27 protein-coding genes are annotated in these 26,635 nt (G+C 71.8%); 15 read left to right on the top strand and 12 right to left on the bottom strand.

Translation table 11 applies throughout. The features are described 5' to 3' along the window. Positions 1–73 precede the first annotated feature (73 nt). Positions 74–1,492 (bottom strand): LCP family protein, encoded by a 1,419-nt coding sequence (locus tag ACZ6ZR_RS14365; RefSeq protein WP_465642392.1) that lies wholly within the window; start codon positions 1,490–1,492, stop codon positions 74–76. A 172-nt stretch (positions 1,493–1,664) separates the two neighbouring features. Between ACZ6ZR_RS14365 and ACZ6ZR_RS14360 the strand changes: the two genes are divergently transcribed. The 4 genes from ACZ6ZR_RS14360 (at position 1,665) to ACZ6ZR_RS14345 (ending at position 5,963) form a co-directional block, all read left to right on the top strand. Then, positions 1,665–1,751 (top strand): putative leader peptide, encoded by an 87-nt coding sequence (locus ACZ6ZR_RS14360; protein ID WP_465642421.1) that lies wholly within the window; start codon positions 1,665–1,667, stop codon positions 1,749–1,751. Positions 1,752–1,834: 83 nt separating this feature from the next. After that, positions 1,835–2,392, top strand: coding sequence for an NADPH-dependent FMN reductase (gene ssuE, locus ACZ6ZR_RS14355; RefSeq protein ID WP_465642391.1), 558 nt, complete (start codon positions 1,835–1,837; stop codon positions 2,390–2,392). 257 nt (positions 2,393–2,649) lie between these two features. After that, positions 2,650–3,381 (top strand): ABC transporter ATP-binding protein, encoded by a 732-nt coding sequence (locus ACZ6ZR_RS14350; RefSeq protein ID WP_465642420.1) that lies wholly within the window; start codon positions 2,650–2,652, stop codon positions 3,379–3,381. Between the two features lie 17 nt (positions 3,382–3,398). Further along, the gene (locus ACZ6ZR_RS14345; RefSeq protein WP_465642390.1) at positions 3,399–5,963 is read left to right on the top strand and encodes an ABC transporter permease; all 2,565 of its coding nucleotides are present in this window, start codon (positions 3,399–3,401) and stop codon (positions 5,961–5,963) included. Positions 5,964–6,023: 60 nt separating this feature from the next. On the opposite strand, the gene ACZ6ZR_RS14340 is transcribed toward ACZ6ZR_RS14345, so the two are convergent. Next, on the bottom strand, positions 6,024–6,587 hold the full coding sequence (locus ACZ6ZR_RS14340; protein WP_465642389.1) for an EF-hand domain-containing protein: 564 nt from the start codon (positions 6,585–6,587) through the stop codon (positions 6,024–6,026). A 137-nt stretch (positions 6,588–6,724) separates the two neighbouring features. Here ACZ6ZR_RS14340 and ACZ6ZR_RS14335 point away from each other — a divergent pair, with 137 nt between their 5' ends. Together ACZ6ZR_RS14335 and ACZ6ZR_RS14330 are read left to right on the top strand one after the other, a co-directional pair. After that, complete coding sequence (locus ACZ6ZR_RS14335) at positions 6,725–7,756, top strand: hypothetical protein (protein WP_465642388.1); 1,032 nt, start codon at positions 6,725–6,727, stop codon at positions 7,754–7,756. 41 nt (positions 7,757–7,797) lie between these two features. After that, positions 7,798–8,343 carry a Uma2 family endonuclease gene (locus ACZ6ZR_RS14330; protein ID WP_465642387.1) on the top strand — a complete coding sequence of 182 codons (546 nt, stop codon included), beginning with the start codon at positions 7,798–7,800 and terminating at the stop codon, positions 8,341–8,343. Between the two features lie 7 nt (positions 8,344–8,350). Here the strand turns inward: ACZ6ZR_RS14330 and ACZ6ZR_RS14325 are convergent, their stop codons facing one another. Together ACZ6ZR_RS14325 and ACZ6ZR_RS14320 are read right to left on the bottom strand one after the other, a co-directional pair. Continuing rightward, entirely contained in the window at positions 8,351–9,223 is an 873-nt protein-coding gene (locus tag ACZ6ZR_RS14325; RefSeq protein ID WP_465642386.1) for a DMT family transporter, read from the bottom strand. Positions 9,224–9,661: 438 nt separating this feature from the next. Beyond that, complete coding sequence (locus ACZ6ZR_RS14320; RefSeq protein ID WP_465642385.1) at positions 9,662–10,444, bottom strand: XRE family transcriptional regulator; 783 nt, start codon at positions 10,442–10,444, stop codon at positions 9,662–9,664. A gap of 160 nt (positions 10,445–10,604) precedes the next feature. Between ACZ6ZR_RS14320 and ACZ6ZR_RS14315 the strand changes: the two genes are divergently transcribed. From ACZ6ZR_RS14315 to ACZ6ZR_RS14305, 3 genes are all read left to right on the top strand, one after another. Then, positions 10,605–10,859 carry a hypothetical protein gene (locus tag ACZ6ZR_RS14315; RefSeq protein ID WP_465642384.1) on the top strand — a complete coding sequence of 85 codons (255 nt, stop codon included), beginning with the start codon at positions 10,605–10,607 and terminating at the stop codon, positions 10,857–10,859. Between the two features lie 583 nt (positions 10,860–11,442). Continuing rightward, positions 11,443–11,898 carry a glycine-rich domain-containing protein gene (locus tag ACZ6ZR_RS14310; protein ID WP_465642383.1) on the top strand — a complete coding sequence of 152 codons (456 nt, stop codon included), beginning with the start codon at positions 11,443–11,445 and terminating at the stop codon, positions 11,896–11,898. A 74-nt stretch (positions 11,899–11,972) separates the two neighbouring features. Then, on the top strand, positions 11,973–12,656 hold the full coding sequence (locus tag ACZ6ZR_RS14305; RefSeq protein ID WP_465642382.1) for a class I SAM-dependent methyltransferase: 684 nt from the start codon (positions 11,973–11,975) through the stop codon (positions 12,654–12,656). On the opposite strand, the gene ACZ6ZR_RS14300 is transcribed toward ACZ6ZR_RS14305, so the two are convergent. Beyond that, positions 12,551–13,090 (bottom strand): hypothetical protein, encoded by a 540-nt coding sequence (locus ACZ6ZR_RS14300; RefSeq protein WP_465642381.1) that lies wholly within the window; start codon positions 13,088–13,090, stop codon positions 12,551–12,553. The genes ACZ6ZR_RS14305 and ACZ6ZR_RS14300 overlap by 106 nt on opposite strands. 83 nt (positions 13,091–13,173) lie before the next feature. On the opposite strand from ACZ6ZR_RS14300, the gene ACZ6ZR_RS14295 reads away from it, so the two are divergent. Next, positions 13,174–13,494 (top strand): tyrosine-type recombinase/integrase, encoded by a 321-nt coding sequence (locus ACZ6ZR_RS14295; RefSeq protein WP_465642419.1) that lies wholly within the window; start codon positions 13,174–13,176, stop codon positions 13,492–13,494. Between the two features lie 197 nt (positions 13,495–13,691). On the opposite strand, the gene ACZ6ZR_RS14290 is transcribed toward ACZ6ZR_RS14295, so the two are convergent. Together ACZ6ZR_RS14290 and ACZ6ZR_RS14285 are read right to left on the bottom strand one after the other, a co-directional pair. Then, on the bottom strand, positions 13,692–14,855 hold the full coding sequence (locus tag ACZ6ZR_RS14290) for an acyl-CoA dehydrogenase family protein (RefSeq protein WP_465642380.1): 1,164 nt from the start codon (positions 14,853–14,855) through the stop codon (positions 13,692–13,694). Positions 14,856–14,957: 102 nt separating this feature from the next. Next, a complete protein-coding gene (locus ACZ6ZR_RS14285) occupies positions 14,958–16,061 on the bottom strand; it encodes an LCP family protein (protein WP_465642379.1) in 1,104 nt (367 codons plus the stop codon). A gap of 139 nt (positions 16,062–16,200) precedes the next feature. Between ACZ6ZR_RS14285 and ACZ6ZR_RS14280 the strand changes: the two genes are divergently transcribed. Together ACZ6ZR_RS14280 and ACZ6ZR_RS14275 are read left to right on the top strand one after the other, a co-directional pair. Then, positions 16,201–17,544: a UDP-glucose dehydrogenase family protein gene (locus ACZ6ZR_RS14280; protein WP_465642378.1), complete on the top strand. Its 1,344-nt coding sequence runs from the start codon at positions 16,201–16,203 to the stop codon at positions 17,542–17,544. Positions 17,545–17,573: 29 nt separating this feature from the next. Then, on the top strand, positions 17,574–17,975 hold the full coding sequence (locus ACZ6ZR_RS14275) for a CoA-binding protein (RefSeq protein WP_465642377.1): 402 nt from the start codon (positions 17,574–17,576) through the stop codon (positions 17,973–17,975). 11 nt (positions 17,976–17,986) lie between these two features. Here ACZ6ZR_RS14275 and ACZ6ZR_RS14270 read toward each other — a convergent pair whose 3' ends face one another. Both ACZ6ZR_RS14270 and ACZ6ZR_RS14265 read right to left on the bottom strand, forming a co-directional pair. Continuing rightward, the gene (locus ACZ6ZR_RS14270) at positions 17,987–18,799 is read right to left on the bottom strand and encodes a DUF1028 domain-containing protein (RefSeq protein WP_465642376.1); all 813 of its coding nucleotides are present in this window, start codon (positions 18,797–18,799) and stop codon (positions 17,987–17,989) included. 210 nt (positions 18,800–19,009) lie between these two features. After that, on the bottom strand, positions 19,010–20,209 hold the full coding sequence (locus tag ACZ6ZR_RS14265; RefSeq protein ID WP_465642375.1) for a dipeptidase: 1,200 nt from the start codon (positions 20,207–20,209) through the stop codon (positions 19,010–19,012). Positions 20,210–20,400: 191 nt separating this feature from the next. On the opposite strand from ACZ6ZR_RS14265, the gene ACZ6ZR_RS14260 reads away from it, so the two are divergent. The 3 genes from ACZ6ZR_RS14260 (at position 20,401) to ACZ6ZR_RS14250 (ending at position 23,938) form a co-directional block, all read left to right on the top strand. Further along, positions 20,401–21,642 (top strand): MFS transporter, encoded by a 1,242-nt coding sequence (locus tag ACZ6ZR_RS14260; RefSeq protein ID WP_465642418.1) that lies wholly within the window; start codon positions 20,401–20,403, stop codon positions 21,640–21,642. Positions 21,643–21,690: 48 nt separating this feature from the next. Continuing rightward, positions 21,691–22,359 carry a response regulator gene (locus ACZ6ZR_RS14255; protein WP_465642374.1) on the top strand — a complete coding sequence of 223 codons (669 nt, stop codon included), beginning with the start codon at positions 21,691–21,693 and terminating at the stop codon, positions 22,357–22,359. Positions 22,360–22,621: 262 nt separating this feature from the next. Beyond that, positions 22,622–23,938: a sensor histidine kinase gene (locus tag ACZ6ZR_RS14250; RefSeq protein ID WP_465642373.1), complete on the top strand. Its 1,317-nt coding sequence runs from the start codon at positions 22,622–22,624 to the stop codon at positions 23,936–23,938. On the opposite strand, the gene ACZ6ZR_RS14245 is transcribed toward ACZ6ZR_RS14250, so the two are convergent. The 3 genes from ACZ6ZR_RS14245 to ACZ6ZR_RS14235 are packed head-to-tail and all read right to left on the bottom strand — an operon-like array spanning position 23,920 to position 26,549. Then, positions 23,920–24,849 carry a TAXI family TRAP transporter solute-binding subunit gene (locus ACZ6ZR_RS14245; RefSeq protein WP_465642372.1) on the bottom strand — a complete coding sequence of 310 codons (930 nt, stop codon included), beginning with the start codon at positions 24,847–24,849 and terminating at the stop codon, positions 23,920–23,922. The two genes, ACZ6ZR_RS14250 and ACZ6ZR_RS14245, sit on opposite strands and share 19 nt — an antisense overlap. Positions 24,850–24,870: 21 nt before the next feature. Then, a complete protein-coding gene (gene purE, locus ACZ6ZR_RS14240; RefSeq protein WP_396296634.1) occupies positions 24,871–25,395 on the bottom strand; it encodes a 5-(carboxyamino)imidazole ribonucleotide mutase in 525 nt (174 codons plus the stop codon). Continuing rightward, positions 25,392–26,549 (bottom strand): 5-(carboxyamino)imidazole ribonucleotide synthase, encoded by a 1,158-nt coding sequence (locus tag ACZ6ZR_RS14235; RefSeq protein WP_465642371.1) that lies wholly within the window; start codon positions 26,547–26,549, stop codon positions 25,392–25,394. The genes purE and ACZ6ZR_RS14235 overlap by 4 nt, the downstream gene beginning before the upstream one ends. Positions 26,550–26,635: the final 86 nt, after the last annotated feature.

The following is a 26,635-nucleotide window of genomic DNA, read 5'->3' as shown; positions in this document are numbered from 1 at the left end:
CCCCCGAGTGTGTCGGGGGGGGGGGGGGCCCCCCCCCCCCCCCCCCCCCCCCCCCCCACACCCCCGAGCCGGACTACTTGAACTCGGGGACCTTGCTGTCGTTCTTGAAGGCGTCGAAGAGCTGCTTCGACTTGGCGTCGTCCCACTTCACTGCGGACTCACCGGTCTTGGTCCGGAAGTCCGGGTTGGAGATCGGCACGGTGATCGACTGGCCGTCACCGCCGGTCACCGCGCGCATGGCCAGGAAGAGCGAGCCGATGTCACCGAGGCCGGCGTCCTCGTCCACGATCAGGGTGCCCAGGCCGGCGCTGACCATCGGGTAGAAGGTGAACGGGTTGAGCACGGTGCCGGGCGAGGCGGCCTGGTGGGCCAGCGCGGCCAGGAACTTCTGCTGGTTGCGCATCCGGCCCAGGTCCTGGTCGGCCATCTGGTGGCGCTGGCGGACGAAGGCCAGGGCCTGACTGCCCGTCAGGGTCTGGGTGCCGGCCTTGAGGTCGAGGCCGGAGTCGCGGTCCTTGACGTCCTTGTCGATCTTCATCTCGACCCCGCCGACCGCGTCCACCAGGCCGACGAAGCCGGCGAAGCCGATCTCGGCGTAGTGGTCGATCCGCAGGCCGGTGTTGGCCTCCACGGTCTGCACCAGCAGGCGGCCGCCGCCGCCGTTGAAGGCCGCGTTGATCTTCGAGGTGGCGGCCGGGACCGTCTTGCCGTTGCCGTTGGTGTTGGGGTGCTCGGGGATGTTGACCCAGGAGTCGCGCGGGATGCTCATCAGGGTGTTCCCGTTGTCCCCGATGTGCAGCAGCATCATCGAGTCGCTGCGCTTGCCGACCGCGGAGCCGGTGTGCAGCGCGTCCTCGTCGGCGTCGCTCAGGCCCTGGCGGCTGTCGGAGCCGACGATCAGCCAGTTGGTGCCCTTGCCGGCCGCCGGGCGGCCCTTGTAGTCGGCCAGCACGTTTTCGTGGTTGAGCTTGGAGTCGGCCCAGAAGTAGGTGCCGGTCGCGGTCAGCAGCAGCGCGGCCAGGGTGGCGTAGACGCCGACCTTGATCTTGCGCTTGCGCGGCCAGGCGGAGTTGGACGGGCGCGGCGGCCTGGGTGCACCGGGGGTGCCGGGCGGTATCGGCGCGCCGGGCCCCTGTGGCGGGGCGGCGGGCGCCTCCGGGGCGGGCGGGGTGAAGGCGGGGGCGGGAGCGCCGGGGCCGCGCGGGTTGAGCGCGGCCGGGAGCGGCGCGCGGTCGGCCTGCCGGGGCACCGGCTGCGGTGCCGGGCGGGCCTGGCCCGGCTTGAGCGGCTTCGGCGCGTTCGGACCGCGCGGGTTCAGCCCGGCGGGGAGCGTCGGCTCCTCGGGGTACGGGGCGCTCTCGCCCGGGGTGCTCCCGTTCTGGGCGTTCCCGTTCTGGGCGCGGTACGGGTTCGGCTCGCCCTCGGAGCCGTAGCCGCCCGGCGAGCCGCCGTACCCGTCGCCGCCCTGGCGGCCCTCCTGCCACGTGTTCATGGGGGGAAGGATGCCCGAAACCGGAGCCGGTCAGTACGGCGGGGGCACCCCCAGGGCCCCTTGTAGCCGTTTTGATGCACGCCGCGGACGGCCCCGGCGCATGGTCACCGACCGGACGGAGCCCGGCCACGGACCGGACCGACCTTGACCCCTTCGAAGGGGCCGTGGTCCCATGAAACGCATGGAGCAGCAGAAGATCCTCACGCGGAGGCGGCACGTCGATCTGCTGCGCGTGGCCTGCTCCCTGTGTAGTGGCTGACGGCTCGCCACCCCCTCCCCACACTTCTCCCGCGCACCGCCGCGCGGTCAGCCCTGCCGCTTCCACGCCTCCGAGGTGCCCCCATGGCCACTGTCCTGTCCGTCTCCGGCTCCCCGTCGCCGACCTCCCGCACCACCCGGCTGCTCCGCCACGTGGTGGACGCCCGGCTCACCGCGCACGGCCACCGGGTGGTCGAGCTGGACGCCCGCGCGCTGCCGGCCGCCGCGCTGCTCTCCGCCGACTTCTCCGACCCCCAACTCATCGAGGCGGCAAGGCTGTTCGCCGAGGCGGACGGCGTGGTGATAGGCACCCCGGTCTACAAGGCGGCCTACTCCGGGCTGCTCAAGGCCCTGCTGGACGTACTGCCGCAGCACGGGCTGGCCGGCAAGACCGTGCTGCCGCTGGCCACCGGCGGCTCCACCGCCCACGTGCTCGCGGTGGACTACGCCCTGCGGCCGGTACTCTCCTCCATGGGGGCGGGCCACATCACCCAGGGCTGGTTCCTGCTGGACCGTCAGGTCGGCACCGCCGCCGACGGGTCCACCGTGCTCGAACCGGACGCCGCCGCCCAGCTCACCCCGGTGGTGGACGCCTTCGCGGCCGCCCTGGAGCGGCACCGGGTGCCCGCACTGGCGGGCTGACCCTGACCCCGCGCCCCTGAGGGACTGCCCGAAAACCCCTAGGGGAACCGGGGGGTAGCCCGTACATCGAGAGTTGGTCGGCTTCCTCCCGGCGGATGACGATCCGTTCGGACGCCACTCCTAACGTGGTTCTTACCTCGCCGGTCGCCCCTGGGCCCCTTGAGCGGGGACACGGGTGGACCACGATCGAGGAGAATCCAGTGACGACGGCAGCGAACGCCGTGCAGGACCCGCAGCTCTCGGGCGGCAACGCCGCCATCGCCGCGGCAGCGCGGCAGGTGACCAAGGCGTACGGGGACGGGGAGACCCGGGTCACCGCGCTCGACGCCGTCGACGTGGACATTCACCGTGGCCGGTTCACCGCGATCATGGGCCCCTCGGGCTCCGGCAAGTCGACCCTGATGCACTGCCTGGCCGGGCTGGACACCGTCTCCGAGGGCCGGATCTGGATCGGCGACAACGAGATCACCGGCCTGAAGGACAAGCACCTCACCCGGCTCCGCCGGGACAAGATCGGCTTCATCTTCCAGGCCTTCAACCTGCTCCCCACGCTCAACGCGCTGGAGAACATCACGCTGCCGATGGACATCGCTGGCCGCAAGCCCGACAAGGCCTGGCTGGACCAGGTGGTCTCCACCGTCGGCCTGGCCGACCGGCTGAAGCACCGCCCGACCCAGCTCTCCGGCGGCCAGCAGCAGCGCGTCGCGGTGGCCCGCGCGCTGGCCGCGCGCCCCGAGATCATCTTCGGTGACGAGCCGACCGGAAACCTCGACTCCCGCTCCGGCGCCGAGGTGCTCACCTTCCTGCGCCGCTCGGTGGACGAGCTGGGCCAGACCATCGTCATGGTGACCCACGACCCGGTCGCCGCCTCCTACGCGGACCGGGTGCTCTTCCTCGCCGACGGCCGGATCGTCGACGAGATGTACGCCCCGACCGCCGACTCCGTCCTCGAGCGCATGCGCCGCTTCGACGGCAAGCGCACCAGCTGAGACGGGATCAGAATCCGATGCTGCTCAAGACCTCACTACGGAGCTTCTTCGCCCACAAGGGCCGGATGGCGCTCTCCCTCATCGCTGTGGTCCTCTCGGTCGCGTTCATCTCCGGAACCATGGTGTTCTCCAACACCGCGACCGCCACCTTCGACAAGCTCTTCGCCACCACCGCCTCCAGCCTCTCCGTCCGCCCGGCCGTGCCGGACCGCGATGGCGAGGAGATGGAGGCCGGCGAGAAGGCCCGCACCGTCCCGGTCGACACCCTGGCCAAGGTCGCCGCCCTGCCGGGCGTCAAGTCGGCTCGCGGCGAGGTCAATTCGCAGAGCGCGGTGCTGGTCGACCCGGCCACCAACAAGCTGGTCGGCCCGACCTCGGGCGCCCCGACCATCACCGGCTCCTGGCACGACGACCAGGTGATGCTGAAGATCACCTCGGGCAAGGCCCCGGTCGGCCCCGACCAGATCGTGCTGGACGCCGACACCGCCGCCAAGGCCAAGCTCGGCCTCGGCTCCAAGCTCCGGCTGATCGCCGACAGCGGCAACCACGACTTCACCATCTCCGCCATCGCCACCTTCCAGACCACCAACCCCGGTGCGGCGCTGGCCTTCATGGAGGGGCCCACCGCGCAGAAGGTGCTGCTCGGCACCACCGCCTACACCTCGGTCGAGGTGACCGGTGACGGTTCGAAGACCGACGAGCAGCTGAAGACCGCCGCCCTCGGCGTGCTCGGCCAGGGCTACCAGGCCCTCACCGCCGAGGAGCAGAAGGCGGAGGGTAAGAAGGACATGGGCTTCCTGGACTTCATGAAGTACGCCATGTACGGCTTCGGCGGGATCTCCCTGTTCGTCGGCGGCTTCCTGATCATCAACACCTTCTCCATGCTGGTCGCCCAGCGCACCCGCGAGATCGGCCTGCTGCGGGCCATCGGCGGGAGCCGCAGCCAGGTCAACCGCTCGGTGCTGGTCGAGGCACTGATCCTCGGTGTGGTCGGCTCCACCCTCGGCATACTGGCGGGCGTCGGCCTGGCGATGGGCCTGATCCAGCTGATGAAGGCGGCCGGGATGAACCTGTCGTCCGCCGAGCTGGAGATCGGCCCCAGCGTGCCGATCGCCTCCTACCTGGTCGGCGTCGTGGTCACCCTGGTGGCCGCCTGGTTCCCGGCCCGCCGGGCCTCGAAGATCTCCCCGATGGCCGCGCTGCGCGACCACGGCACTCCGGCCGAGGCCAAGGCCAACCGGATCCGGGCCGCGATCGGCATCGTGCTCACCGCCGGCGGCGCGGCCCTACTGGCCGCGGCGGCGGGTGCCTCCTCGGCCGGGACCGGCGGCATGCTGCTGGGCGGCGGTGTGGTGCTGACCCTGGTCGGCCTGGTGGTGGTCGGCCCCCTGCTCTCCACCTTCGTGGTCCGGGTGCTCGGTGCGGCGCTGCCCAAGCTGTTCGGTCCCTCCGGCAAGCTGGCCCAGCGCAACGCCACCCGCAACCCGCGCCGCACCGGTGCCACCGCCGCCGCGCTGATGATCGGTCTCGCGCTGGTCACCGGGGCCTCAGTGGTCACCTCCTCGATGGTCACCTCGGCCAACGACCAGCTGGACAGCTCGGTCGGCGCCGACTACATCGTGGGCGGTGCGCGGTCCGGGCTCACCCCGGAGATGGTCAAGGCGATCGAGAAGACGCCCGGGCTCAAGGACCTGACGTTCCAGAAGAACGTCGACGCCAAGCTCACCACCCCGGACGGCGGGGAGACCAAGACCGGGATCGCCGCGGCCTCTCCGTCCTTCATCAGGAACTTCAAGTTCGAGGCCAAGGCCGGTACACCGGAAGCCGGCTTCGCCGTGGGCGGGCTCGTGGTCGGCGAGGACTTCGCCAAGGAGCGGGGCCTCTCGGTCGGCTCGAAGATCAAGGCCGACTACGGCCAGGGCCACACCCAGGAGCTCACCGTCGGCCTGATCGCCAAGGGCGGCAACGACATCCTGGCCGGCATCTTCGTCAACACCGAGACCGTCGCCAAGGCGATCCCGGCCGCCGACCTCCCCGGCGACCGGATGGCCTTCGCCAAGGCCGCCGACGGCGCCGACCCGGCCAAGTCGCTGGCCGCGCTGCAGGACTCCCTCAAGGACTACCCGCAGCTGACCATCACCGACAAGGCCGGCTACAAGGACCTCGTGCAGAGCCAGGTCAACACCCTGCTCTACATGGTCTACGGCCTGCTCGGCCTGGCCATCGTGATCGCTGTCCTCGGTGTGGTGAACACCCTGGCCCTCTCGGTGGTCGAGCGCACCCGGGAGATCGGCCTGCTGCGCGCCATCGGCCTGTCGCGCCGTCAGCTCCGCCGGATGATCCGGCTGGAGTCCGTGGTGATCGCCGTCTTCGGCGCCCTCCTCGGCACCGGCCTCGGCCTCGGCTGGGGCATCACCTCCCAGCAGGTGCTCGCCGGGCAGGGTCTCAACCTGCTGGACGTCCCGGTCGGCACGATCGTGGGCATCCTGGTCGCCTCGGCGGTCATCGGCCTGCTGGCCGCGCTCTTCCCGGCCTTCCGGGCCGGGCGGATGAACGTCCTGGCGGCCATCGCCACCGACTGACCGGACGTCAGAACGCCTGGGGGCCGCCACGGGGGTGCGGCCCCTCAGGCGTTCCCCCGTTCAGTTCAGCGCGTCGCCGAACAGGAAGTTGCCGACGTGATCCGGGTCGACGGAGGTGTAGAAGCCGCGGAAGGCGGAGAGCACCTCGGCCTCCGAGAGCACCCCGTCCCGGTCGGTGTCCAGCCGCTCGAAGGCGAACCGGGCGGCCGGCTCGCTCGACCCGAAGGCGCGCTGGAAGTCCCAGAACTCCGCCGCCGAGATCCGGCCGTCGCCGTCCCGGTCCATCAGCTGGAAGACCGCGTGGGCGGCCGGCGCCAGCACGTCGTCGAAGGCCCCCGGCGCCTGCGCCAGCAGCCGCATCCCGGCCCGGTACTCGTGCTCCTGGATCTTGCGGTCCTTGTTGGTGTCCAGGTCCGCCACCAGCGCCTTCCACCAGCCCTGAGCAGCCGTCAGCATCGCGGTGGCCTTGGGCGAGTCGAACGCCACCCCGGAGGCGTCCACCATCCGCGAGGCCAGCCCCAGCACGTCCGTCGCGTCGATCACCCCGTCCTTGTCCAGGTCGGCCTGGGCGAAGCAGAGGTCGATCTTCCGGTCCAACAGGTCCCGGCTGGCGGCGACGGTCATGACGGTTCCTCGTTCCGTGGGCGCTCGATGCCCGGCGAGCCTAGGGAGCCCCCGCCGCAGGGCGCAACAACGGGCCCACGAACGCGTGACTGGAAATCTCATCGCACCGGTTCCGGCCCGGTGGGAGCATCGACGCCATGCCGCACCGCGAACCGCCGCTGCCCGCAGCACCCCACTTCACCCCCGAGGCCGCCGACCGCTGGCGAGCCGCCCGCACCGCCCGGCGCTGGGAATCGGGCCGGCTCGGGCTGATTCCGCTCGCGCTGGTCGTCCTGCTGGCCGCGCTGCCGGCCGGCCCGGACATCGACAAAACACCGCAGTGGTACGTGTCGGTGGACGCCGCGGTCGCCGCCCTGCTGCTCCAGGCACTGGCGCTGAAGGCCCGGCCGCGCGGGCTCCCGCTCACGGCCTACGCCCTGCTCCCGGTGCTCTGGTACTCCCCCCGCACCCTGGACGGGGCCGTCCGCTGGACCATGCTGCTGACCGAAGCGGCGCTCGCCGTCCTGCTCACCGTCACCGCCCTCGGCCGGCGCCGGGCCCGGCAGCAGCTGGACGACCTGATGGGCCCCGAGGTCCCGTATCCCTGGACCCTGGCCGGACAGCCCTCACCGTTCGCCGGGTACGGCACCCCTCCCCTCGGGCGCGTGGTCCTCGGCACGGCGCTGCTCGCCGGGGCCGCGGCACTCCAACTCGGCGACCCGACCTTCCTGGTGCTCAGCGCCCCGTCGGCCGGTCTCGGTCTCGTCGCGCTGGGCTCCGCCGCCAAGGAGGTCCGCGCCCGCCGCGCGCTCGTCCGCGACTCCGGGGCACCAGCCCTGCGCGTCCTCTTCCGGCCGGGGTCCGAGCCGACGGCCGGCCCGGTCTCCGGTGGCCCGCTCTGGAAACTGACGCTCCGTGAAGAGCGCCTCTGGGAGGACAGCCGCTGGCTCCACTGGACCGAAGCCCGCGCCGTGGAGGAGCCCGCCCCGGAGGAGGAACGGGAAGAGGAGGACGAGCAGGAGGACTACGACGAGGACGAGGACTACGACGAGGCGCTGGACGACTCGCCGCCCCTTCCCGCCCTCCTCTACCGCGGCCCGGACACCCGCTACCCCCAGCTCCTGGTCACCTGCTACTCCGCCCCCGACGACCCCGACCCCGAGTGGTCGGCGTGGCGGGCCGACGCCTAGTGCCGTGCCCGGCGGCGCCCGGCCGGGCTAGGTTGGCCGCCATGAATCCCGAGCACTACGCGCTCCTGGAGGAGGCCCGCCGCAGCCTGCCCGACGGATTCAAGGTCGAGCTCTCCGGCGACACCATCGTGATGACGGTCAGCCCGTCCGGCATCCACCAGCGCAACCTGCTGACGGTCCGTCGCCAGTTCGACGCCCACACCCCGGACGGCCTGCTGCCCAGCGAGAACACCGACCTGGTCTCGCCGAACGTCGGCAAGAGCCGGAACCCGGACCTGACCTACCTGCCCGACGAGGCCCTGGCCACCACCGACAACCAGGTCCCCGCCGAGCTCGCCGCCATCGCCGTCGAACTGGTCTCACCGTCCAACCCCGAGAACGACTGGGTCGGCAAGGTCCGCGACTACCCGCTGATGGGCATCCCGCTCTACCTCTTGGTCGACGCCCGCCAGAAGACCGTCACCCTCTTCAGCCGCCCCGACGGGACGCGGTACCACCGCCGGGAGGACGTCGACTTCGCCGAGACCCTCTGGCTGCCGGAGCCCTTCGGCTTCGAGCTCACCACTGCCGGGCTGCTGCCGTACTGACAACGGGTCAGTCGGCGGGCCTCCGGAGAGCTCCCAGGTAGACGCCCGCGAGGATCAGCGGGGCGCCGAGGAGGAGGGCGGTGGTCAGGGGTTCGTCGTCGAGCCAGGCGGAGAGGACGATCGTCACCACCGGGATCAGGACGAAGACGTAGGCGGCGCGGGCCGCGCCCCAGCCCTTGATGACCAGTAGGTAGAGGACGAAGGTCAGCACCGAGCCGACCAGGACCAGGTAGCCGAGCGCCCACCAGGTGGCGGGGCGGGTGGGGAGGTTCCAGGTCTCGCCGGCCAGACGGGAGGCGGGGATGAGGACGGCGGCCGCGGCGGTCATGCCGATGGCGTTGGTGGTGACGGGGTGGAGCGGGGGGAGGCGGTCGGCGAGGACGGCGGCCTCGGAGAAGGAGAGGACGGCGCCGAGGATCGCGAGCAGCGAGAGCACGGGGACGGACCGGGCCAGCGAGGCCTGCGAGACCACCGCGACGCCCGCTGCGGCGAGCAGGGTGCCGAGCACGGCCCGCCCGCGCAGCCGCTCCCGGCCCTGAACCGCCGTCAGCAGCAGGGTGACCAGCGGGACCAGCGCCAGCACGGTCTGGCCCAGCCCGGCGTGGATGCGCTGCAGCGCGTAGTAGGCGAGCCCGAAGGTGACCCCGAAGTTGAGCACCCCGAACAGGGCCGCCCCGGCCAGCGCCCGTCCGCGCGGCAGCGGCAGCCGGAGCACCGCCATCACGGTCAGCAGCACCACCGCCGCCGCCCCGAACCGGACCGCCGCTCCCCAGAGCGGCTCCAACTCCCGGTTGCTGAACCGGATGCCCACCGCGTTCCCCCCGGCGAACACGGAGCACCCCAGGAAGCAGAGGAGCGGCACCCGCTCGGCAACACGCACCAGCCCACGCTAGGCCATGACGGGCCGTCAGCCGTGGACGCCACGGAGCGCGGACGGCGAAGTGCCGGAGCCGGGTGTCGACGAGAGGGAGCGGATCGAGATCGTCGCGCAGGGATCACGCAGGCGGCGCTCCTCCGCCCCTCCGGCATGATCGAAGCCCCCTCCCCCGCCGACGCGGAGAAGGGGGCTTCCAACTGCCCGGCCTGCGGCAGCGCCTGACGTTACGGCAGGTTGCGCGACATGACGATGGGCTGGATCTGGTTCGTGCCCTCGTATATCTGGGTGCTTCAAGGATGCTGGCGCTCTGGCCTGCACGAACTGTGCTTCTACTGGCTCGCACCCAGCATTCCCCCAGGGTGCCCCGGGGCTTGCTAGACCGCCCCGAACTCGCCGCGCTTGACGCCTTCCACGAAGGCGGCGAAGACGGGCCTTGGTTCGTTAGTCCGGAACACGGCTGTACCGCTCCACCGCTGCACGGGAGGTGCTGGACTCCTTCAGCAACAGCTCCCAGGGGCCGGTGTTCACGTCGAAGTCCTGTCCGAAGCCGACCCACTTCCCGGCCATCCGTCGGCCTGTCGGCTCGATCAGGAGCTGAATGGCACCGTGGTATCGAGCTCCCTGGTAGTACCCATCAGCGGCCGTCTGCTCCGTCCAGGTGCCCGTCGCTGTGTGCCGGTCGAGAGTCAGGTCAAGGGTCAGCGGCGAGTCCGGATTGGTGGATGCCCCGGGGAGGGACCGACCCGTCAAGCGGTTCCCGTGCTGAACCAGGACGACGTAGTGGCAGGCCGTGAATGTGCTCTCCCGGCTGGAGCTGTAGTACTCGTACCGGGACAGCCACACCCCGGAGTAGTTGTCACCCGATACAGGCGTGGTAGCCGGTGCAGGAGTCCCGTCAGGGGCGGCAGTACCGATCTCCCCAGACTCAAGGTCATGCCCGCCGGCGCCGTCGTCACGCACGCGGGCCACAGGCACAGGGAGGATGAACCCCAGAGCTTCTACCGGAAGCCCAGTCACCTTTTCCAGGGCGCGGGCGTAAACCGGCCGTGGCGTTCGGCTGGTCCCAGCTTCCCAGCGCTGCACCAGTCGCTTGCTGGCATCGTTGGGCTCTCCGGTCTCATCACCCGCCCGGCGCAGCTCTCGGGCGAGGTCGTCTTGGCTGAGTCGGAGCCCGATTCGGACCGACCGAAGTACGTCGTTGGGTACACCCTCGGCGGTAGTCATGCCATAGACGGTAGACCCAACTTGGCTTCAATGACACCGGTTTGACGCCCCCTAATGTCGCCCGTCTGACGCCCTCTCTGTCGTCGCAATGGTCGGATACGCACAGGTACACCTGTGTCCTGACCAACCGAGGACGTGTGAGGGACGGGAGCAGGGTCCAGTGAGCGAGCAGCGGAAGTGCCCGGAACGGGACTGGTTCGACGCCCTTGAGACGCAGGGGTCCATGGAACCGGAGAAGCTGGCCAAGCTCCGTGCGAACCACACGTGCATGTTCGGCGTCTGCACCCCGGCCGACTCGGCCCGAAACTCCGCCGATGTGATCGACGCTGAGAATGAGCGCTTCACCGCCGACCTTCGCCACCGGGCCGAACAGCTGAGCCAGCGCGTCCGCACCCACCTGCGGCGGGCATCGTGAGCACCTACCCGTTTCCGGTTTCGGCCCCGCCCCGTCGCGAGCTGATCCCGCCGTCCGAACGGGTGGGCGCGGGGGACCATGCGGCCATGCGTCGGGAGTACAACGAAGCCGACTACGGCCGCCGAATGAACGGCTGGCGAATGCGATGCACGGACCCCATGGTTCCCGGCTCCGGAAGCGACTCCCGATGAACATGGACCCTGGGGCGGGCCCCATGCCTCCGCCCGTTCTGCTGACGCCCTGGAGCGCCGAAGCAGCCTCTGGAGAGGGTGAGCCCCTGGGCGATGTGTCCGACCGGGAGACAGTTCTCTCGCTGGCCTTCGGAGCAGCGCTGACGGAGCGGCGGCGAACGGATCTTCTATGGCGCACCTAGAGCGGTGGACGGGTCTGCCTGGTCGCGCAAGGGCGTAGGGCCCGAAGCCCTGCCGGCGGAATGGAGACAGTCCTACCGCGGCGCTGTTTCGACGCCCTCCCGCATAAGCCCGGCTCCTACGCCGGGCCATCAACTCCCGCCGTCTGTACGGCGGGTGCACCACAGCACGGGTCAACCATTCACGCACCATCCGAACAGGAAGGAACAGACGTGACGACCACGTACGAGGACCAGACCGAGGTGTCGAACCTCATCAGCCACGACCTGCGGGACCTGCTGATCGAGGACGTGCGGAAGGTCTGGCCGGACCTCACGGACGAGATGGGTCAGCGCGGGGTGCAGCAGATGACGGCCTTCCTGGCCACCAGCACCCGCACCAAGGAGACCCTGACCCCGTCCCTGCGGGTGGACGAGTTCTGGCACCGGTTCATCCTCCGCACCGTGCCGTACGCGGCGTTCTGCGGGGCCATCGGCCAGTTCGTCCACCACGTCCCCGAGGCTGGAGGCTCGGCCACCCCGGCCGCGAGCCGGAAGGCGATGGAGACGACGAAGGCCGCGATCAGGGCGGCCGGGTTCGAGATCGACCCGGAGTTCTGGCCCGGCATCGGCGTGGCGGACTGCACCCAGTGCCACGCTGGTTGCAGCGACAGCCCCGTCAGCAAGTAGCAGCCTCGGCGGCGGCCCGGCCTTCGTGGTCGGGCCGCTGTGCCAGCCAGCCACACAGAACGGAACGCCCCTTGATGGACACCCGAGTTGAGGCGTGGAACACCTACGCCGGGACGAAGCCGCAACGGCGGCTGACCAACGCCAAGGGTGAGACCACCTGGTTCAACTGGACCCAGCACCCTGACCACGGGCCCGGCGTCGAACTGCTCAGCCTCACAGCCGGTGACACTGTCGTGGACATTGGATGCGGGTCGGGCGGGAACCTGGCCCACCTGGCCACGATCGGCATGAAGGCCACAGGCGTGGACCTCTCGACGGCCCAGCTCACCAAGGCACGGGAGCGCTGGCCGGACGTGCCCGGAATGGAACTCCACCAGGGGGAGGCGCTGGCGTTCCTGACCGAACCGGGCAGTCTCTTCGATGCCGTCTACTCGGTGTTCGGGGCAGTCTTCTTCACCGACCCCGATCTGATGCTTCCCGCCATCCTGAACCGGCTCAGGCCGGGCGGAGTATTCGCCGCGTCGCAGTACCCGGCGGTAGAGGGTTGCTACGGCTGCCAGGCGTCGTACATCCCGCGCGGCCCCGACGAGGACCCCGCCGTGGTCAAGCGGTGGGACTACTCACCAGAGGCGTGGACAACGATGCTCACCGGTCACGGCTTCGAGAACGTGACCACTACCGTGCTCCCGGCCCCGGTGGCTGGGAAGCGTCGGATCGGCACCCTGCTTGTCACCGCGAAGCGGCAGCCATTGGCGTGAGTACAGAGCGGCCAGACCACGGGGCGGCCGGCGGAATGGGCGTGCACAGTTCCCTTGGGCAGTTCTTCCCTTTCGGCCGGCTGTGGTACCGCCTGGGTGTCGGCCAGGGTGTAGACGGTGGTGGGGCGGCCGACTTTGGAACGCTCCAGGGTGACCTTGAACTCCGGCAGTGCCTTGACCTCGTCCGCGCTGGCGTTCACGTAGGGCAGGATCTGTGAGGCAGTAGCGCGACCGCCGTGCATGGCGATCCGGGCCCGGACCTTCTCCGCCAGTGTCAGCACCCGCCGCACGGCCTTCGGGGTGTCCGCCCCGGCCGTGATGCCGACCGCGCTGCGGACGCTGTAGCGCACCAGGGAGAACGCGGCCGACTGCTCGGAGGCGGCCAGACAGGCCGCCACACGCAGGGTCTGTTCGGCGGTCCGCTCGATGAACACGGCCTGCCCCTCCGGCAGGGTCTCCGCGATGATCCGCGCGTAGCGGCGGATGATGTGCCACAACGACGTGGGGTCCGGAGTCCCTGCTGTTCCCGAACGTGAGCAAGACCGGCTACCTCTACGCGTCGTACTTCTACTCGAAGGTGTGGCTGGCTGCTCTGACCGCAGGCGGCTTGACCTACTGCAAGCCGCATGAGTTCCGGCACTACTACGGCTCCCGGCTTCTCTACGCCGGTGTGCCCGAGAACGATGTGGCCGACTGGATGGGTCACAGCAGTACTGACGTGTTGCGAGGGCATTACCACTACATCTTCGAAGGAGCCGAGCAGCGTGGGCGGGCGGCCATCGCCTCCATGCTGACGCCGGGCGCTGATGATCCCGGCGAGGAGACCAACGCGGCCTAGCCGCCCAGCAGGACGGCCCCCGGCATTGATGCCGGGAGCCGCCTGTTTTGCCTGCTCAGAGCCTGTTTTTCGGCCTCAGCTCCCCAGGTTTTCCCCAGGATGTCAGGCAGAAACGGGCCTCAACAGGCCCAACCAGACCGAAAGCTCCGCGCGCCTGATCTGACTACCGCCAGGTGCTCTGAGCTGCGCAAACGGCTCTACGGCAGGTTGCGGGACATCACGATGCGCTGGATCTGGTTGGTGCCCTCGTAGATCTGGGTGATCTTGGCGTCGCGCATCATGCGCTCCAGCGGGTAGTCACGGGTGTAGCCGTAGCCGCCGAGCAGCTGGACGGCGTCGACGGTGATCTCCATCGCGGCGTCCGAGGCGAAGCACTTGGCGGCCGCGCCGAAGAAGGTCAGGTCGGAGTCGACCCGCTGGGACTTGGCGGCGGCGGCGTAGGTGAGCTGACGCGCGGCCTCCAGCTTCATCGCCATGTCGGCCAGCATGAACTGGACGCCCTGGAAGTCGCCGATCGGCTTGCCGAACTGCTTGCGCTCCTGGACGTAGCCCTTGGCGTAGTCCAGAGCGCCCTGGGCGATGCCGACCGCCTGGGCCGCGATGGTGACCCGGGTGTGGTCCAGGGTCTTCATCGCGGTGGCGAAGCCGGTGCCCTCGGCGCCGATCATGCGGTCGGCCGGGATGCGCACGTTGTCGAAGTAGACCTCGCGGGTCGGCGAACCCTTGATGCCGAGCTTCTTCTCCGGGGCGCCGAAGGAGACGCCCGCGTCGCTCTTCTCCACCACGAACGCCGAGATGCCCTTGGAGCGCTTCTCGGGGTCGGTCACCGCGAGCACCGTGTAGAACTCGGAGACGCCCGCGTTGGTGATCCAGCGCTTCACGCCGTTGAGCACCCAGAAGTCGCCGTCCCGCACCGCGCGGGTCTTCATGCCCGCCGCGTCCGAACCGGCGTCCGGCTCGGAGAGGCAGTAGGAGAACATGCCCTCGCCCCGGGCCAGCGCACCCAGGTACTTGGCCTTCAGCTCCTCGGAGCCGGAGAGCTGCACCGGCAGCGAGCCGAGCTTGTTGACCGCCGGGATCAGCGAGGAGGAGGCGCAGACGCGCGCGATCTCCTCGATCACGATGACGGTCGCCAGTGCGTCGGCGCCCGCGCCGCCGTACTCCTCGGGGACGTGCACCGCGTGCAGGTCGTTGGTCTGGAGGGCGTCCAGCGCCTCCTGCGGGAAGCGGCCCTGCTCGTCCACCTCGGCCGCGTACGGGGCGATCTTCGCCTCCGCGAGCGACCGCACCGCCTCACGGAGCATCTCGTGCTCCTCGCTGAGCCGGAAGAGGTCGAAATCCGCCCCGGAGTTGCCCGCCATGTGCCTCGCCCCTTGAATCGGACCACGTTAATTACCGTTAAGTAAGCGTAATTCTAGGCTCGCGCCCTGCCTACCCCGTACGTGACATGCGCGACACCGCCGTCAGCGGACTACGTCACCCAGTTCGCCCGAGCCCGGGTGCTCGGCCAGGTACTCCGTCATCCGGTCGTTGCGCATCGCCTCCCAGAGCGGCTCGGCGGCCCGCCTGTCCAGGTAGACCACCGACTGCCCGCCCTCGTCGCCGAAGCCGCCGAACGGCGCGTTCATGAAGCGGACGCCGTCCCCGCGCAGGCCGCGCAGGCTCCAGGCCAGCTCGTAGAGGTCGGAGTTGGAGAGCCGGTCGTCCACGCTGACCACCTCGCCGACCGCGCCGAGCAGGCCGCGCAGCTTGCCGGGGTTGCCGAGGGTGCCGGACTCCAGGGTCTGCTGCATCAGGGCGCGCAGGAAGTACTGCTGACGGCGCGTCCGGTCCAGGTCGCCGCCGGGCAGGCCGTACCGCTCGCGGACGTAGAGCAGGGCGGTGGCCCCGTCCATGTGGTGGGTGCCGGCGTCCCACTGGCGGGCCTCGCCCTTGCCCTCGATGGTCTGCGGGATGGTGATGTCCACCCCGCCGACCGCGTCGGTGAGGGAGCGGAAGCCGTTCCAGTCGATCACCGCGAGGTGGTCGATCCGGATGTCGGTGAGGTTCTGGATCGTCTGCACCATCAGGGCAGGGCCGCCGTACGAGTAGGCCGCGTTGAGCTTGGCCTTGCCGTGGCCGGGGACGTCCACCCAGGTGTCGCGGGCCAGTGAGACCAGCGAGGCGCTCTTCCGGTCGTCGGCGATGTGCAGCAGCATCATGGTGTCACTGCGGGCCGCGCCCGCCTTCCAGACCGGGGCCTTGGCCTTGGCGGTGGAGTCGGTGCGGGCGTCCAGGCCGACCAGCAGGAAGGTCTGGCCGCCGCCGGGCACCGGCTTCGGCTGAGCGGATTCGGCCACCGTCGGGAAGGCGCCGGGGATCCGGGCCACCGAGGAGGCGTAGTGCTCGGCCGTCCAGTACACCGTGCCGGCGCAACCGCCCGCGACCAGCAGCAGTGCCACCAGGGCACCGAGCAGCACCCGCCGGCCACGGCGCCGGCGGGGTTTCCCGGCCGGCCGCCGCTCGTCCTCCGGCGCCCCGTCGAAGATGCTCAGCCCGTCCGGATCCGGCCCGTTCTCGGTGGTCATGCGGGCATTCTGGCGGTGCCCCCGGGGTGGCCGGAACGGAACGGTCGGGACTAGGGCGAACTCGTTACACGGCCCTCCGGCGAGCGACTAGCATCGGGGACTGTCCAGCGCCCGCGCAGCACGACCAAAGGGGACCCGCGTGACCCTCCGCATCACGGTGATCGGCACCGGTTACCTCGGCGCGACGCACGCCGCCTGCATGGCGGAGCTCGGCTTCGAGGTGCTCGGCCTGGACATCGACCCGGAGAAGATCGCCATGCTGGCGGCCGGTCAGGTGCCGATGTACGAGCCCGGCCTGGCCGAGCTGCTCGTCAAGCACGTGCCCGGGCACCCCGGTTCGACCGGGCGGCTGCGCTTCACCACCTCGTACGAGGAGGTGGCCGAGTTCGGCGACGTGCACTTCATCTGCACCAACACCCCTCAGCGCAAGGGCGAGTTCGCGGCCGACATGTCCTACGTGGACGCCGCGATGGACGCGCTGGCCCCGCTGCTGACCCGCCCGGTGCTGGTGGTCGGCAAGTCCACCGTGCCGGTGGGCAGCGCCAACCGACTGGCCGTCAGGCTGGCCGAGCTGGCCCCCGTCGGCGAGGCCGCCGAGCTGGCCTGGAACCCGGAGTTCCTGCGCGAGGGCTACGCCGTCGGCGACACCCTGCACCCGGACCGCCTGGTGGTCGGCGTGCGCAGCGAGCGGGCCGAACAGCTGCTGCGCGAGGTCTACGCGACCCCGGTCTCCGAGGGCGTGCCCTTCGTGGTCACCGACTTCGCCACCTCGGAGCTGGTGAAGGCGGCCGCCAACTCCTTCCTGGCCACCAAGATCTCCTTCATCAACGCGATGGCCGAGGTCTGCGAGAGCGCCGGCGCCGACGTGGTGCAGCTCTCCAAGGCGCTCTCCTTCGACGAGCGGATCGGCGGCAAGTTCCTCAACGCCGGCGTCGGCTTCGGCGGCGGCTGCCTGCCCAAGGACATCCGGGCCTTCATGGCCCGGGCCGGGGAGCTCGGCGCCGACCAGGCGCTCACCTTCCTGCGCGAGGTGGACTCGATCAACATGCGGCGCCGCTCCCGGATGGTGGAGCTGGCCCGCGAGCAGGTCGGCGGCGGGTTCCTGGGCCGCCGGGTCGCCGTGCTCGGCGCCGCCTTCAAGCCCAACTCGGACGACATCCGGGACTCCCCCGCGCTGAACGTCGCCGCCCAGATCCAGCTCCAGGGCGCCCAGGTCACCGTCTACGACCCGAAGGCCATGGACAACGCCCGGAAGATGTTCCCCGGCATCACCTACGCCGACTCCGTGCTGGAGGCCGTCGAAGGGGCGCACGTGGTGCTCCATCTGACGGAGTGGCAGGAGTTCCGCGAGCTCGACCCGGCCGAGCTGGGCGCCGTGGTCGCCGAGCGCCGCCTGGTCGACGGCCGCAACGTGCTGGACGGCGCCGCCTGGCGCGCGGCCGGCTGGACCTACCGCGCGATGGGCCGCCCGACGGTGGAATAGCCCTCCGGGCGGGCGGGGTTGCAGCCGGTATGAGCGTGGAACCGGTGGTGCGGAAGATCCTGACCGAGAGCGGCGACACCTGGGCGGTGGTCGGCCTCTCCAACAACACGGCGCGGGCCGCGTACGGCGTGGCCCGGGTGCTGCAGCGCACGGGCAAGCGGATCGTGCCGGTGCACCCGAAGGCCGAGACGGTGCTCGGCGAGCAGGGCTACGCCTCGCTCGCCGAGATCCCCTTCGAGGTGGACGTGGTGGACGTCTTCGTGAACTCCTCGCTGGCCGGCGAGGTCGCCGACCAGGCGGTGGCCAAGGGCGCCAAGGCGGTCTGGTTCCAGCTGGACGTCATCGACCCCGAGGCCTACGCCCGCACGACGGAGGCCGGTGTCGACATGGTGATGGACCGCTGCCCGGCGATCGAGCTGCCGCGGCTCTAGGCGCTCTTGCTCTAGGCGCTCTTGGTGACGGCCCGGAGGTGGTCGAGGACCAAGGGGTCGATGCGGCCGGGGACGAGGCGGGCTTCGAGGTTCTCGACGCCCGCCCACTGGTCGAGGGTTGGGTGGCCGGTGGTGGCGACCAGGGCGGACACCTCCTCGGCGAGCTCGCCGGTGAGGTCGAGCAGGGCGGTCGGGTCCGGGGTGCCGAAGAGGGTGCCGTGGATGGACAGCAGGCGGCGCAGTTCGGTGACCGGGGCCGGGTGGTCGTCCACCCGCAGGTCGTGGCTGATCCCGCCCGGGGCACCGAGGCCGGCACCCTCCTCGGCGATCCAGAGTGCGGCGCTCTGCCGGCCCCGGCTGTCGCCGCCGGCCTCGTCGCCGGCCACCAGGGTGGCCACCAGCCGGTCGGCGAACGGGAGTTCGCCCCCGGCCAGCCAGGCGCGCTCCATCGCCTCGACCACCTCGGGCCCGGTCAGGATGTTGCCCTGGATCGCGTAGCCGGGGCCGCTCACCCCGCCCGCCCAGTCGAGGCACTCCGCACCGGTGTAGGTGGCGCCGTCGCCCTCCGGGCCGACCACGCCGAGCTGACGGTACGCCCGCTCCGGGTCGGCGGCCGTCAGCCCGGCCACCACGTCCGCCGCGGCGACGCCGGTGCGCAGCAGGGCCATGCCCTGCGGGCGGTAGGCGAGGTTGACGTGTGCCTGGGTGGCCAGCGCCCCGACGCCCGCCTCGGCCGCAGGGACGGCCGCGCCGACGCCGAGGAACTTGCTGGCCACCGCGATGCCGTAGGCGCCGCCGGAGCGGGCCGCCACAGAGAATGTCATGGGCACGGACCCTAGCCCACCCGCTGACGCGCCGTCAGCCCCGCAGGAAGCGGCGTGGTGAGACCGCGGGCGCGGGGAACTGCGCGCGGGGGAACGGCAGCACGTGCAACTGGCTCGCCTGCCCCGACCTCACGCCGGTCCGCCTTCCGGACTCGCGCAGTTCCTCGCGCCCCTGGGCCGCTGCCCTACCGGGCGCCCCCGTTGTCGGACTCAGGAGCGCGGGCCGTCCAGTTGCTCGATGGTGGCGATGGACGGGCGGCGCTCGCCCTGGAGCCGGGCGGCCACCGTCTCGGCCTCGCGCAGCACGCGGACGGCGTTGTGCCAGGTGAGCTTGGCGAGGTCGGCCTCGGACCAGCCGCGGCCGAGCAGTTCGGCGATCAGGTTGGGGTAGCCGGAGACGTCGTCCAGGCCGGCCGGGGTGAAGGCGGTGCCGTCGAAGTCACCGCCGATGCCGACGTGGTCGACGCCGGCCACCTCGCGCATGTGGTCCAGGTGGTCGGCCACCGTGGCGGCGGTGGCGGTCGGCCTCGGGTGGGCGGCCTCGTACGCGCGCTGCACCGCCATCGCCTCGGGCGTGGTCTCCAGCGGGTGGAGGCCGTGGTCACGCATGTTGGCGTCGGCTGCCAAGGTCCACTCGATGGCGGCGGGCAGGATGAACTTGGGGACGAAGGTGGCCATCGCGAGGCCGCCGTTGGCCGGGAGCTGGGCCAGCACGTCGTCCGGCACGTTGCGCGGGTGGTCGCAGACCGCGCGGGCGGAGGAGTGCGAGAAGACCACCGGTGCCTCGGAGACCCGCAGCGCGTCGCGCATGGTGTCCGGCGAGACGTGCGAGAGGTCGACCAGCATCCCGACCCGGTTCATCTCACGGACCACCTCCTCGCCGAAGGCGGTCAGCCCGCCGTGCTCCGGCTTGTCGGTGGCCGAGTCGGCCCACGGCAGGTTGTCGTTGTGGGTGAGCGTCATGTACCGCACGCCCAGCTGGTGCAGGGCCCGCAGGGTGGCCAGCGAGCAGTCGATCGAGTGCCCGCCCTCGGCCCCCATCAGCGAGGCGATCCGGCCCTCGGCCCGGGCCGCCTCCATCTCGTCGGCGGTGAGCGCCAGCCGGAACACCTCGGGGTGGCGGGCCGTCATCTCCCGGACGAAGTCCACCTGCTCCAGGGTCGCGCTCACCGCGTGGTCACCGGCGAAGTCCGAGCGGACGTAGACCGACCAGAACTGCGCGCCGACCCCGCCGCTGCGGAGCCGGCCGAAGTCGGTGTGCAGCCGGCCGCTCTGGTCGGCCGTCAGGTCGATGGCGTCCAGGTCGTAGCCGGCCTGGGCGCGCATCGCCCAGGGCAGGTCGTTGTGACCGTCCACCACGGGGGCGGTGCGGAGCAGGGCACGGGCGCGGTCCACCAGCTCAGAAGTCATACGAACATTTCTACCGCTTCTGTTAACCGGAGGTTAGGTCTTGGCCCGGTCGCTGTCGCCGGGCGGCGGGGCGCGGGAGCCTTCCTGGCACGGCGGCCCCCACCCGGCCGCCGACCGTCTGGTACCGGGAGGCACTCGTGAGCTCAGCCCGTACACCCTGGAAGGCCGTCATCGGCGGCTCGGTCGGGAACATGGTCGAGTGGTACGACTGGTTCGTCTACGCCAGCTTCGCCACCTACTTCGCCGCCGCCTTCTTCCCGCACGGCAACCCGACCGCCCAACTCCTCAACACGGCGGGCATCTTCGCGGTCGGCTTCTTCATGCGCCCGGTCGGCGGCTGGCTGCTCGGCCGCTACGCCGACCGGCGCGGCCGGAAGGCGGCGCTCACCCTGACCGTCACCATGATGTCGGCCAGCGCCCTGCTGATCGCTGTGGCGCCGACGTACTCGCAGGTCGGGTACTTCGGGGCGGTGGTGCTGCTGGTCGCCCGGCTGCTCCAGGGCCTGTCGGTGGGCGGTGAGTACGCGGCCAGCGCGACGTACCTGACCGAGGCCTCGGTGCCCGGGCGGCGCGGCTTCGTCTCCAGCTTCCAGTACGTCTCGATGACCTTCGGTCAGCTGATCGGGCTGGGGCTGCAGATCGTGCTCCAGCGGACCATGGACCCGGCGGACCTGCACTCCTGGGGGTGGCGGATCCCGTTCGTGGTGGGCGCCGTGGGAGCGGCGGTGGTCTTCTGGCTGCGGCGCAACCTGCCGGAGACCGAGGCGTACGAGCAGGCCTCGGCGGCCGACGGGCGCGGCACGCTGCGCCGACTGCTGGAGCACAAGCGGGAGTTCGCGCTGGTGATGGCGCTCACCATGGGCGGCACGGTGGCGTACTACACCTACACGACGTACCTCACGAAGTACCTGTCGAACACGGTCGGCCTGAGCAAGAGCGACGCGGCGCTGGTCAGCTTCTGCGCGCTGACGGTCTTCATGCTGCTCCAGCCCCTGGCCGGGGCGCTCTCCGACCGGATCGGGCGGCGGCCGCTGCTGATCACCTTCGGCGTCGGGGCCACCTTCGGGACGGTGCCGCTGATGACCACCCTCTCGCACGCGGGCGGCTTCGGCGAGGCCCTGGTGCTGGCGCTCGCCGCCCTGGTCATCGTCACCGGGTACACCTCGATCAACGCGGTGGTGAAGGCCGAGCTCTTCCCGACCCAGATCCGGGCGCTCGGGGTGGCGCTGCCGTACGCGCTGGCCAACGCGCTGTTCGGGGGGACGGCGGAGTACGTGGCGCTCTGGTTCAAGGACGCGGGGGTCGAGTCCGGGTACTACTGGTACGTCTCGGCGCTGGCGGCGGTCTCGCTGGTGGTCTACCTGACGATGCGTGAGACCCGCGGCGCGGCGCTCACGGCGGAGGCGGCCCCAGTGGAGGCAGTACGCGTCTAGTGCCGTGCCCGGCAAGGTTTGCCGGGCACGGCACTAGGGTGTGGGGCCATGCGGGTGCTTCTGGTCGAGGACGACGACCGGCTGGCGGCGGCGCTGATCCCGGCGCTGGCGCGGCACGGCCATCAGGTGGTGCGGGCGGCGCGGGCGGACGACGCGCTGCGGCTCAAGGACACCTGCGAGTTCGTGCTGCTCGACCTCGGGCTGCCGGACCTCGACGGGCTGGAGGTGCTGCGGCGGCTGCGGCGGGTGTCGTCGGTGCCGGTGATCGTGCTGACCGCCCGGACGGAGGAGCGGGACGTGCTGCGCGGTCTGCGGTCGGGGGCCGACGACTACCTGGCGAAGCCGTTCCGGACGGCGGAGTTGGCGGCCCGGATGGCGGCGGTGGTACGGCGCGGCAGCCGCCCGCTGGCCGGGGGCGGGGCCGGGCCGGTGGTGGAGGTCGGCGACGTGCGGATCGACCTGACGGCGCGTCGGGTGCTGGTGGCGGGGGTGGAGGTCGTGCTCGCCCGCCGGGAGTTCGACGTGCTGGCGCTGCTGGCCCGCGAACCGGGGGTGGTGCGCAGCCGGGAGGAGATCCTCGACGAACTCTGGGGCGACGTCCAGCTCTCGGCCTCCCGCTCCCTCGACGTGCACGTGGCCGGCATCCGCGCCAAGACCGCCCGGCCGCAGCTGATCCAGACCCTCCGCGCCACCGGCTACCGCCTGGCCACCGAGTGAGGACGGAGGGGCGCCTGCGGCGGGCTCCGAGGACGAGGGACAGCCGCCTGCGGCGAGCTCGGGCGACGGGGGGCGAGCGCCTGCGGCGGGCTCGGGCGACGGGGGGCGAGCGCCTGCGGCGGGCTCGGGCGACGGGGGGCGAGCGCCTGCGGCGGGCGGGCGCGGCGGAGCCGGAACGCCGGCGGCGGGGCGCCGGGGCGGTCGGTGGGCTCCGCTCCGTCCCTCCGCTCGCCGGGCCGGGGGCCTGATGCAGCGTCGGTTGTTGCTGCTGCAGGGGTTGCTGATCGTGTGTCTGGTGGCGGCGTTGGCGGTGCCGCTCGCGTATGCGTATGCCTCGCACCGGACGGGGCAGTTGCTGTTGGCGCGGCGGGCGGATGCGACGCGGTTCGCGGAGTTGGCGGACCGGGCGTTGCGGGAGGGCGGGCCTTCGGGGTTGGGGGCGGAGGTGGACCGGTACGCGGAGGTGTACGGGACGGCGGTGGAGGTGCGGGACCGGGACGGGGTGCTGATCGCGGGGCGGCCGGTCGGCGGCGGGGCGGCGCTGCGGCGGGCGCTTTCGGGGCGGACCACCGGGGAGCTGCCGCTGCTGACGCCGGGCGGGCCGGAGAGCGTGCTGGTGGCGGAGCCGGCCGGGCGGGACGGGCAGGTGTCGGGGGCGGTGGTGCTCCGGGTGCCGACCGCGTCGGCACGGCGGGCGGTGGCCCTGGTGTGGGGTGCGCTGGCGGTGGGGGCGGTGCTGGCGCTGCTGGGGTCGCTGGCGGCGGCGCGCCGGCTGGCGGGCTGGGTGCTCCGTCCGGTGGCCGAACTGGACGCCACCACACGGGAGATCGCCGTCGGAAGACTGGGCGCGCGGGTATCGACCGCCCGGGGGCCGGTGGAGCTGCGCCGCCTGGAGGAGCGGTTCAACGCCATGGCGGACGCCATCTCGGCGGCTCTGGAGCGCCAGCGCGCCTTCGTCGCCGACGCCTCGCACGAGCTCCGCACCCCGCTCACCGTGCTCTCCCTCCGGCTGGAGAACCTGGAGCCGTACCTGACCGCCGACGGGCAGCCCGAGCACGCCGAGGCGATGGCCGAACTCGACCGGCTGGCGGCCCTGTTGGAGGACCTGCTGACGCTGGCCCGGGTGGAGGCGGACGCGGGGCTGCCGGAGGCCGTCCCGGCCGGCGGGCTGCCGCCCCGGCTGACGGGGTGGCAGGAGGTGTACGCGGCGCAGGGGCTGGCCCTGGAGGCGGGCGTGGTGGAGACGGCCCCGCTGCCCGCCGCCGTCGGCCGGATCGCGGACATCGCGCTCGACAACGCGGCCAAGTTCGTCCCGCCCGGCGGCCGGGTGGTGGTCTCGCTGGCCGGCGGGGTGCTGCGGATCGCCGACGACGGCCCGGGCCTGACGGATGAGGAGCGCGCCTCGGCCCTCGGCCGGTTCTGGCGCGCCCCGGACCGCGGCAACGTCCCCGGCAGCGGCCTGGGCCTGGCCATCGCCGCCGAACTGGCCCGCGGCTGCGGCGCCGAGCTGTCCCTGACCCCGAACCAACCCCAAGGCCTGGTCGTCGAGTTGAGGACGGGTCAGTACACCGAGCGGTAGTACGCGGCCGCGCCCGGGTGCAGCGGTACGGCGCCCGTCCCGATCGCGTAGCGCTCGTCCAGCCGGCTGCCGGGCGCGTCGGGGGCCAGCAGGTCGTCCCGGCGGCGGAACAGCACCTCCGTGACGGCCCGCACCACACCGGTGTCCAGCCCGGCGGCACAGAGCAGGTGGCTGGGGGTGCCGACGGTCGGAGTGGGGGCGGGCTGGCGGTAGCTGCCGGCCGGGATCGACACGCTCTCGTAGACCGGCCCGTACGCCCGGCGCAGCGCGACCGCCGCCGCCTCCAGCGGTACCAGCCGGACGGGCGTGCGCTCGGCGAGTTCGGCGATGGCCGGGGTGGGCACCCCGCCGGACCAGAAGAAGGCGTCCAACTCCCCCGCCCGCAACGCCGCGACGGATTCGGCGGTGCCGAGCAGCCGCACCTCGGCGCGTACCCCGGCGGCGGCCAGCGCCCGTTCGGCGACCACCGAGGTGCCGGACTCCTCGGCGCCCAACGAGACCCGCAGACCAGCGAGTTGGCCGACGTGAAGGACCGGGGCGGCCGAAGGGACCACCAGGTGCAGGTGGTTGAGGTAGAGCCGGGCGAGGGCGGCCACCGCCACCGGCCGGGTGAAGGCGCCGTGGCCGGCCACCGCGTCGGTGGCGCTGTCGGCCAGGGCCAGGCCCAGTTCGGCGCCGCCGGTGTCGATCAGCCGCAGGTTCCGCACGCTGGCGGGGGTGGAGAGCACCTCGACGGTCAGCCCGGGGTGGGCCCGGTGGACCTCCTCGGCCAGGCGCCGCCCAAAGGTCCGGTACGGCCCGCCCTCGGGCCCGGCGGCCAGCCGCAGCGCGCCCCGCGGCCCGGAGACGGAACAGCCCGCCGCCAGCGCCGCGGCTCCCAGCAGGAGCGCGCGGCGCGGGACGGCGGGCAAGGGCCTGTCTCCTCGGCCGGGCTACTTGCCGAAGCCGAAGGAGGTGGAGCCCGCGACCTTGGCGCGGAGCTTCTGGCCCTTCTCGGTGGCCTGGCGGTTCAGGTCGGCCTGGAACTCGGTCATCTTCTCGGTGAGTTCCTGGTCGAAGGCGGCCAGCATCCGGACCGCCAGCAGGCCCGCGTTGCGCGCCCCGGCGATCGAGACGGTGGCGACCGGGACGCCGGCCGGCATCTGGACGATGGACATCAGGCTGTCCATGCCGTCCAGGTAGCGCAGCGGCACCGGGACGCCGATGACCGGCAGCGGGGTGACCGAGGCCAGCATGCCCGGCAGGTGCGCGGCGCCGCCGGCGCCCGCGATGATCGCCTTCAGGCCGCGGGCCTGCGCCTGCTCGCCGTAGGTGACCATCTCGCGCGGCATCCGGTGCGCGGAGACCACGTCGACCTCGTAGGGGATCTCGAACTCGTCGAGCGCCTGGGCGGCGGCCTCCATCACGGGCCAGTCGGAGTCCGAACCCATCACGATGCCGACAAGGGGGCTGGTCATTCGGTGATCGTTCCTCGCAGGTAGGCGGCCGCGTGGCGGGCGCGCTCGCGGACGTCCTCGAGGTCGTCCCCGAAGACGTTGACGTGGCCGACCTTGCGGCCGGGCTTCACGTCCTTCCCGTACATGTGGATCCGCAGGCCCGGGTCACGGGCCATACAGTGCAGGAAGGCGTGGTACATGTCGGGGTAGTCGCCGCCGAGCACGTTGACCATGACGGTCCACTTGGCACGCGGGCGCGGGTCCCCGAGCGGGAGGTCGAGCACCGCGCGCAGGTGGTTCTCGAACTGCGAGGTGACGGACCCGTCCTGGGTCCAGTGGCCGGAGTTGTGCGGGCGCATGGCCAGCTCGTTGACCAGGATGCGGCCGTCCCGGGTCTGGAACAGCTCGACCGCCAGGTGGCCGGTGATGCCGAGCTCGCCGGCGATCCGCAGCGCGAGCTGCTGGGCCTCGTCGGAGAGCGACGGGTCCAGGCCGGGGGCGGGGGCGGTCACCTCGGCGCAGACGCCGTTCTCCTGGACGCTCTCCACCACCGGGTAGGCGACGGCCTGGCCGCTGGGCGAGCGGACCACGTTGGCGGCCAGCTCGCGGACGAAGTCGACCTTCTCCTCGGCCAGCACCGGCACGCCGGCGAGGAACGGGGCGGCGGCCTCGGTCTCGTCGTCGACCACCCAGACGCCCTTGCCGTCGTAGCCGCCGCGGACGGTCTTGAGGACCACCGGGTAGCCGTCGCCCTCGTTGGCGAAGGCGGTCACGTCGGCCGGGTCGGCGACCAGGCGGTGGCGCGGGCAGGGGGCGCCGATCGAGTCCAGCTTGGCCCGCATCACACCCTTGTCCTGGGCGTTCACCAGCGCGGACGGGTCCGGGCGGACGGCGATGCCCTCCGCCTGCAGCGCGCGCAGGTGCTCGGTCGGCACGTGCTCGTGGTCAAAGGTCACCACGTCGCAGTCGGCGGCGAAGCGGCGCAGGGTCTCCAGGTCACGGTGGTCACCGAGGACCACGTCGGAGACCACCTGGGAGGCGGAGTCCTGCGGGGTGTCCGCCAGGAGCTTGAACCGGATGCCGAGCGGGATCCCCGCCTGGTGCATCATCCGGGCCAGCTGGCCGCCACCGATCACGCCCACCACTGGAAAATTCGCCTTGCCCGCAGAAGTCACCCGCCCAGGATATCCGGGCCGGTCACGGGGGTCGGCACCGGCTGCCCCCGGTGTGGGGAGGCGGGCGGCGGCGGTGTACCGGACGG

It is taken from the genome of Kitasatospora sp. NPDC088742 (genome assembly GCF_055584905.1).
Note: the sequence above shows the minus strand (reverse complement) of the source record. Positions and strands in the feature narration are given on the sequence as shown.

Excerpts from the sequence above, each read along its gene's own strand:
- ACZ6ZR_RS14365 (WP_465642392.1), bottom strand. The coding sequence starts at position 1,492 with ATGAACACGTGGCAGGAGGGCCGCCAGGGCGGCGACGGGTACGGCGGC.
- ACZ6ZR_RS14360 (WP_465642421.1), top strand. The coding sequence starts at position 1,665 with ATGAAACGCATGGAGCAGCAGAAGATCCTCACGCGGAGGCGGCACGTC.
- ssuE (WP_465642391.1), top strand. The coding sequence starts at position 1,835 with ATGGCCACTGTCCTGTCCGTCTCCGGCTCCCCGTCGCCGACCTCCCGC.
- ACZ6ZR_RS14345 (WP_465642390.1), top strand. The coding sequence starts at position 3,399 with ATGCTGCTCAAGACCTCACTACGGAGCTTCTTCGCCCACAAGGGCCGG.
- ACZ6ZR_RS14340 (WP_465642389.1), bottom strand. The coding sequence starts at position 6,587 with ATGACCGTCGCCGCCAGCCGGGACCTGTTGGACCGGAAGATCGACCTC.
- ACZ6ZR_RS14335 (WP_465642388.1), top strand. The coding sequence starts at position 6,725 with ATGCCGCACCGCGAACCGCCGCTGCCCGCAGCACCCCACTTCACCCCC.
- ACZ6ZR_RS14330 (WP_465642387.1), top strand. The coding sequence starts at position 7,798 with ATGAATCCCGAGCACTACGCGCTCCTGGAGGAGGCCCGCCGCAGCCTG.
- ACZ6ZR_RS14320 (WP_465642385.1), bottom strand. The coding sequence starts at position 10,444 with ATGACTACCGCCGAGGGTGTACCCAACGACGTACTTCGGTCGGTCCGA.
- ACZ6ZR_RS14305 (WP_465642382.1), top strand. The coding sequence starts at position 11,973 with ATGGACACCCGAGTTGAGGCGTGGAACACCTACGCCGGGACGAAGCCG.
- ACZ6ZR_RS14290 (WP_465642380.1), bottom strand. The coding sequence starts at position 14,855 with ATGGCGGGCAACTCCGGGGCGGATTTCGACCTCTTCCGGCTCAGCGAG.
- ACZ6ZR_RS14285 (WP_465642379.1), bottom strand. The coding sequence starts at position 16,061 with ATGACCACCGAGAACGGGCCGGATCCGGACGGGCTGAGCATCTTCGAC.
- ACZ6ZR_RS14275 (WP_465642377.1), top strand. The coding sequence starts at position 17,574 with ATGAGCGTGGAACCGGTGGTGCGGAAGATCCTGACCGAGAGCGGCGAC.
- ACZ6ZR_RS14270 (WP_465642376.1), bottom strand. The coding sequence starts at position 18,799 with ATGACATTCTCTGTGGCGGCCCGCTCCGGCGGCGCCTACGGCATCGCG.
- ACZ6ZR_RS14265 (WP_465642375.1), bottom strand. The coding sequence starts at position 20,209 with ATGACTTCTGAGCTGGTGGACCGCGCCCGTGCCCTGCTCCGCACCGCC.
- ACZ6ZR_RS14260 (WP_465642418.1), top strand. The coding sequence starts at position 20,401 with ATGGTCGAGTGGTACGACTGGTTCGTCTACGCCAGCTTCGCCACCTAC.
- ACZ6ZR_RS14255 (WP_465642374.1), top strand. The coding sequence starts at position 21,691 with ATGCGGGTGCTTCTGGTCGAGGACGACGACCGGCTGGCGGCGGCGCTG.
- purE (WP_396296634.1), bottom strand. The coding sequence starts at position 25,395 with ATGACCAGCCCCCTTGTCGGCATCGTGATGGGTTCGGACTCCGACTGG.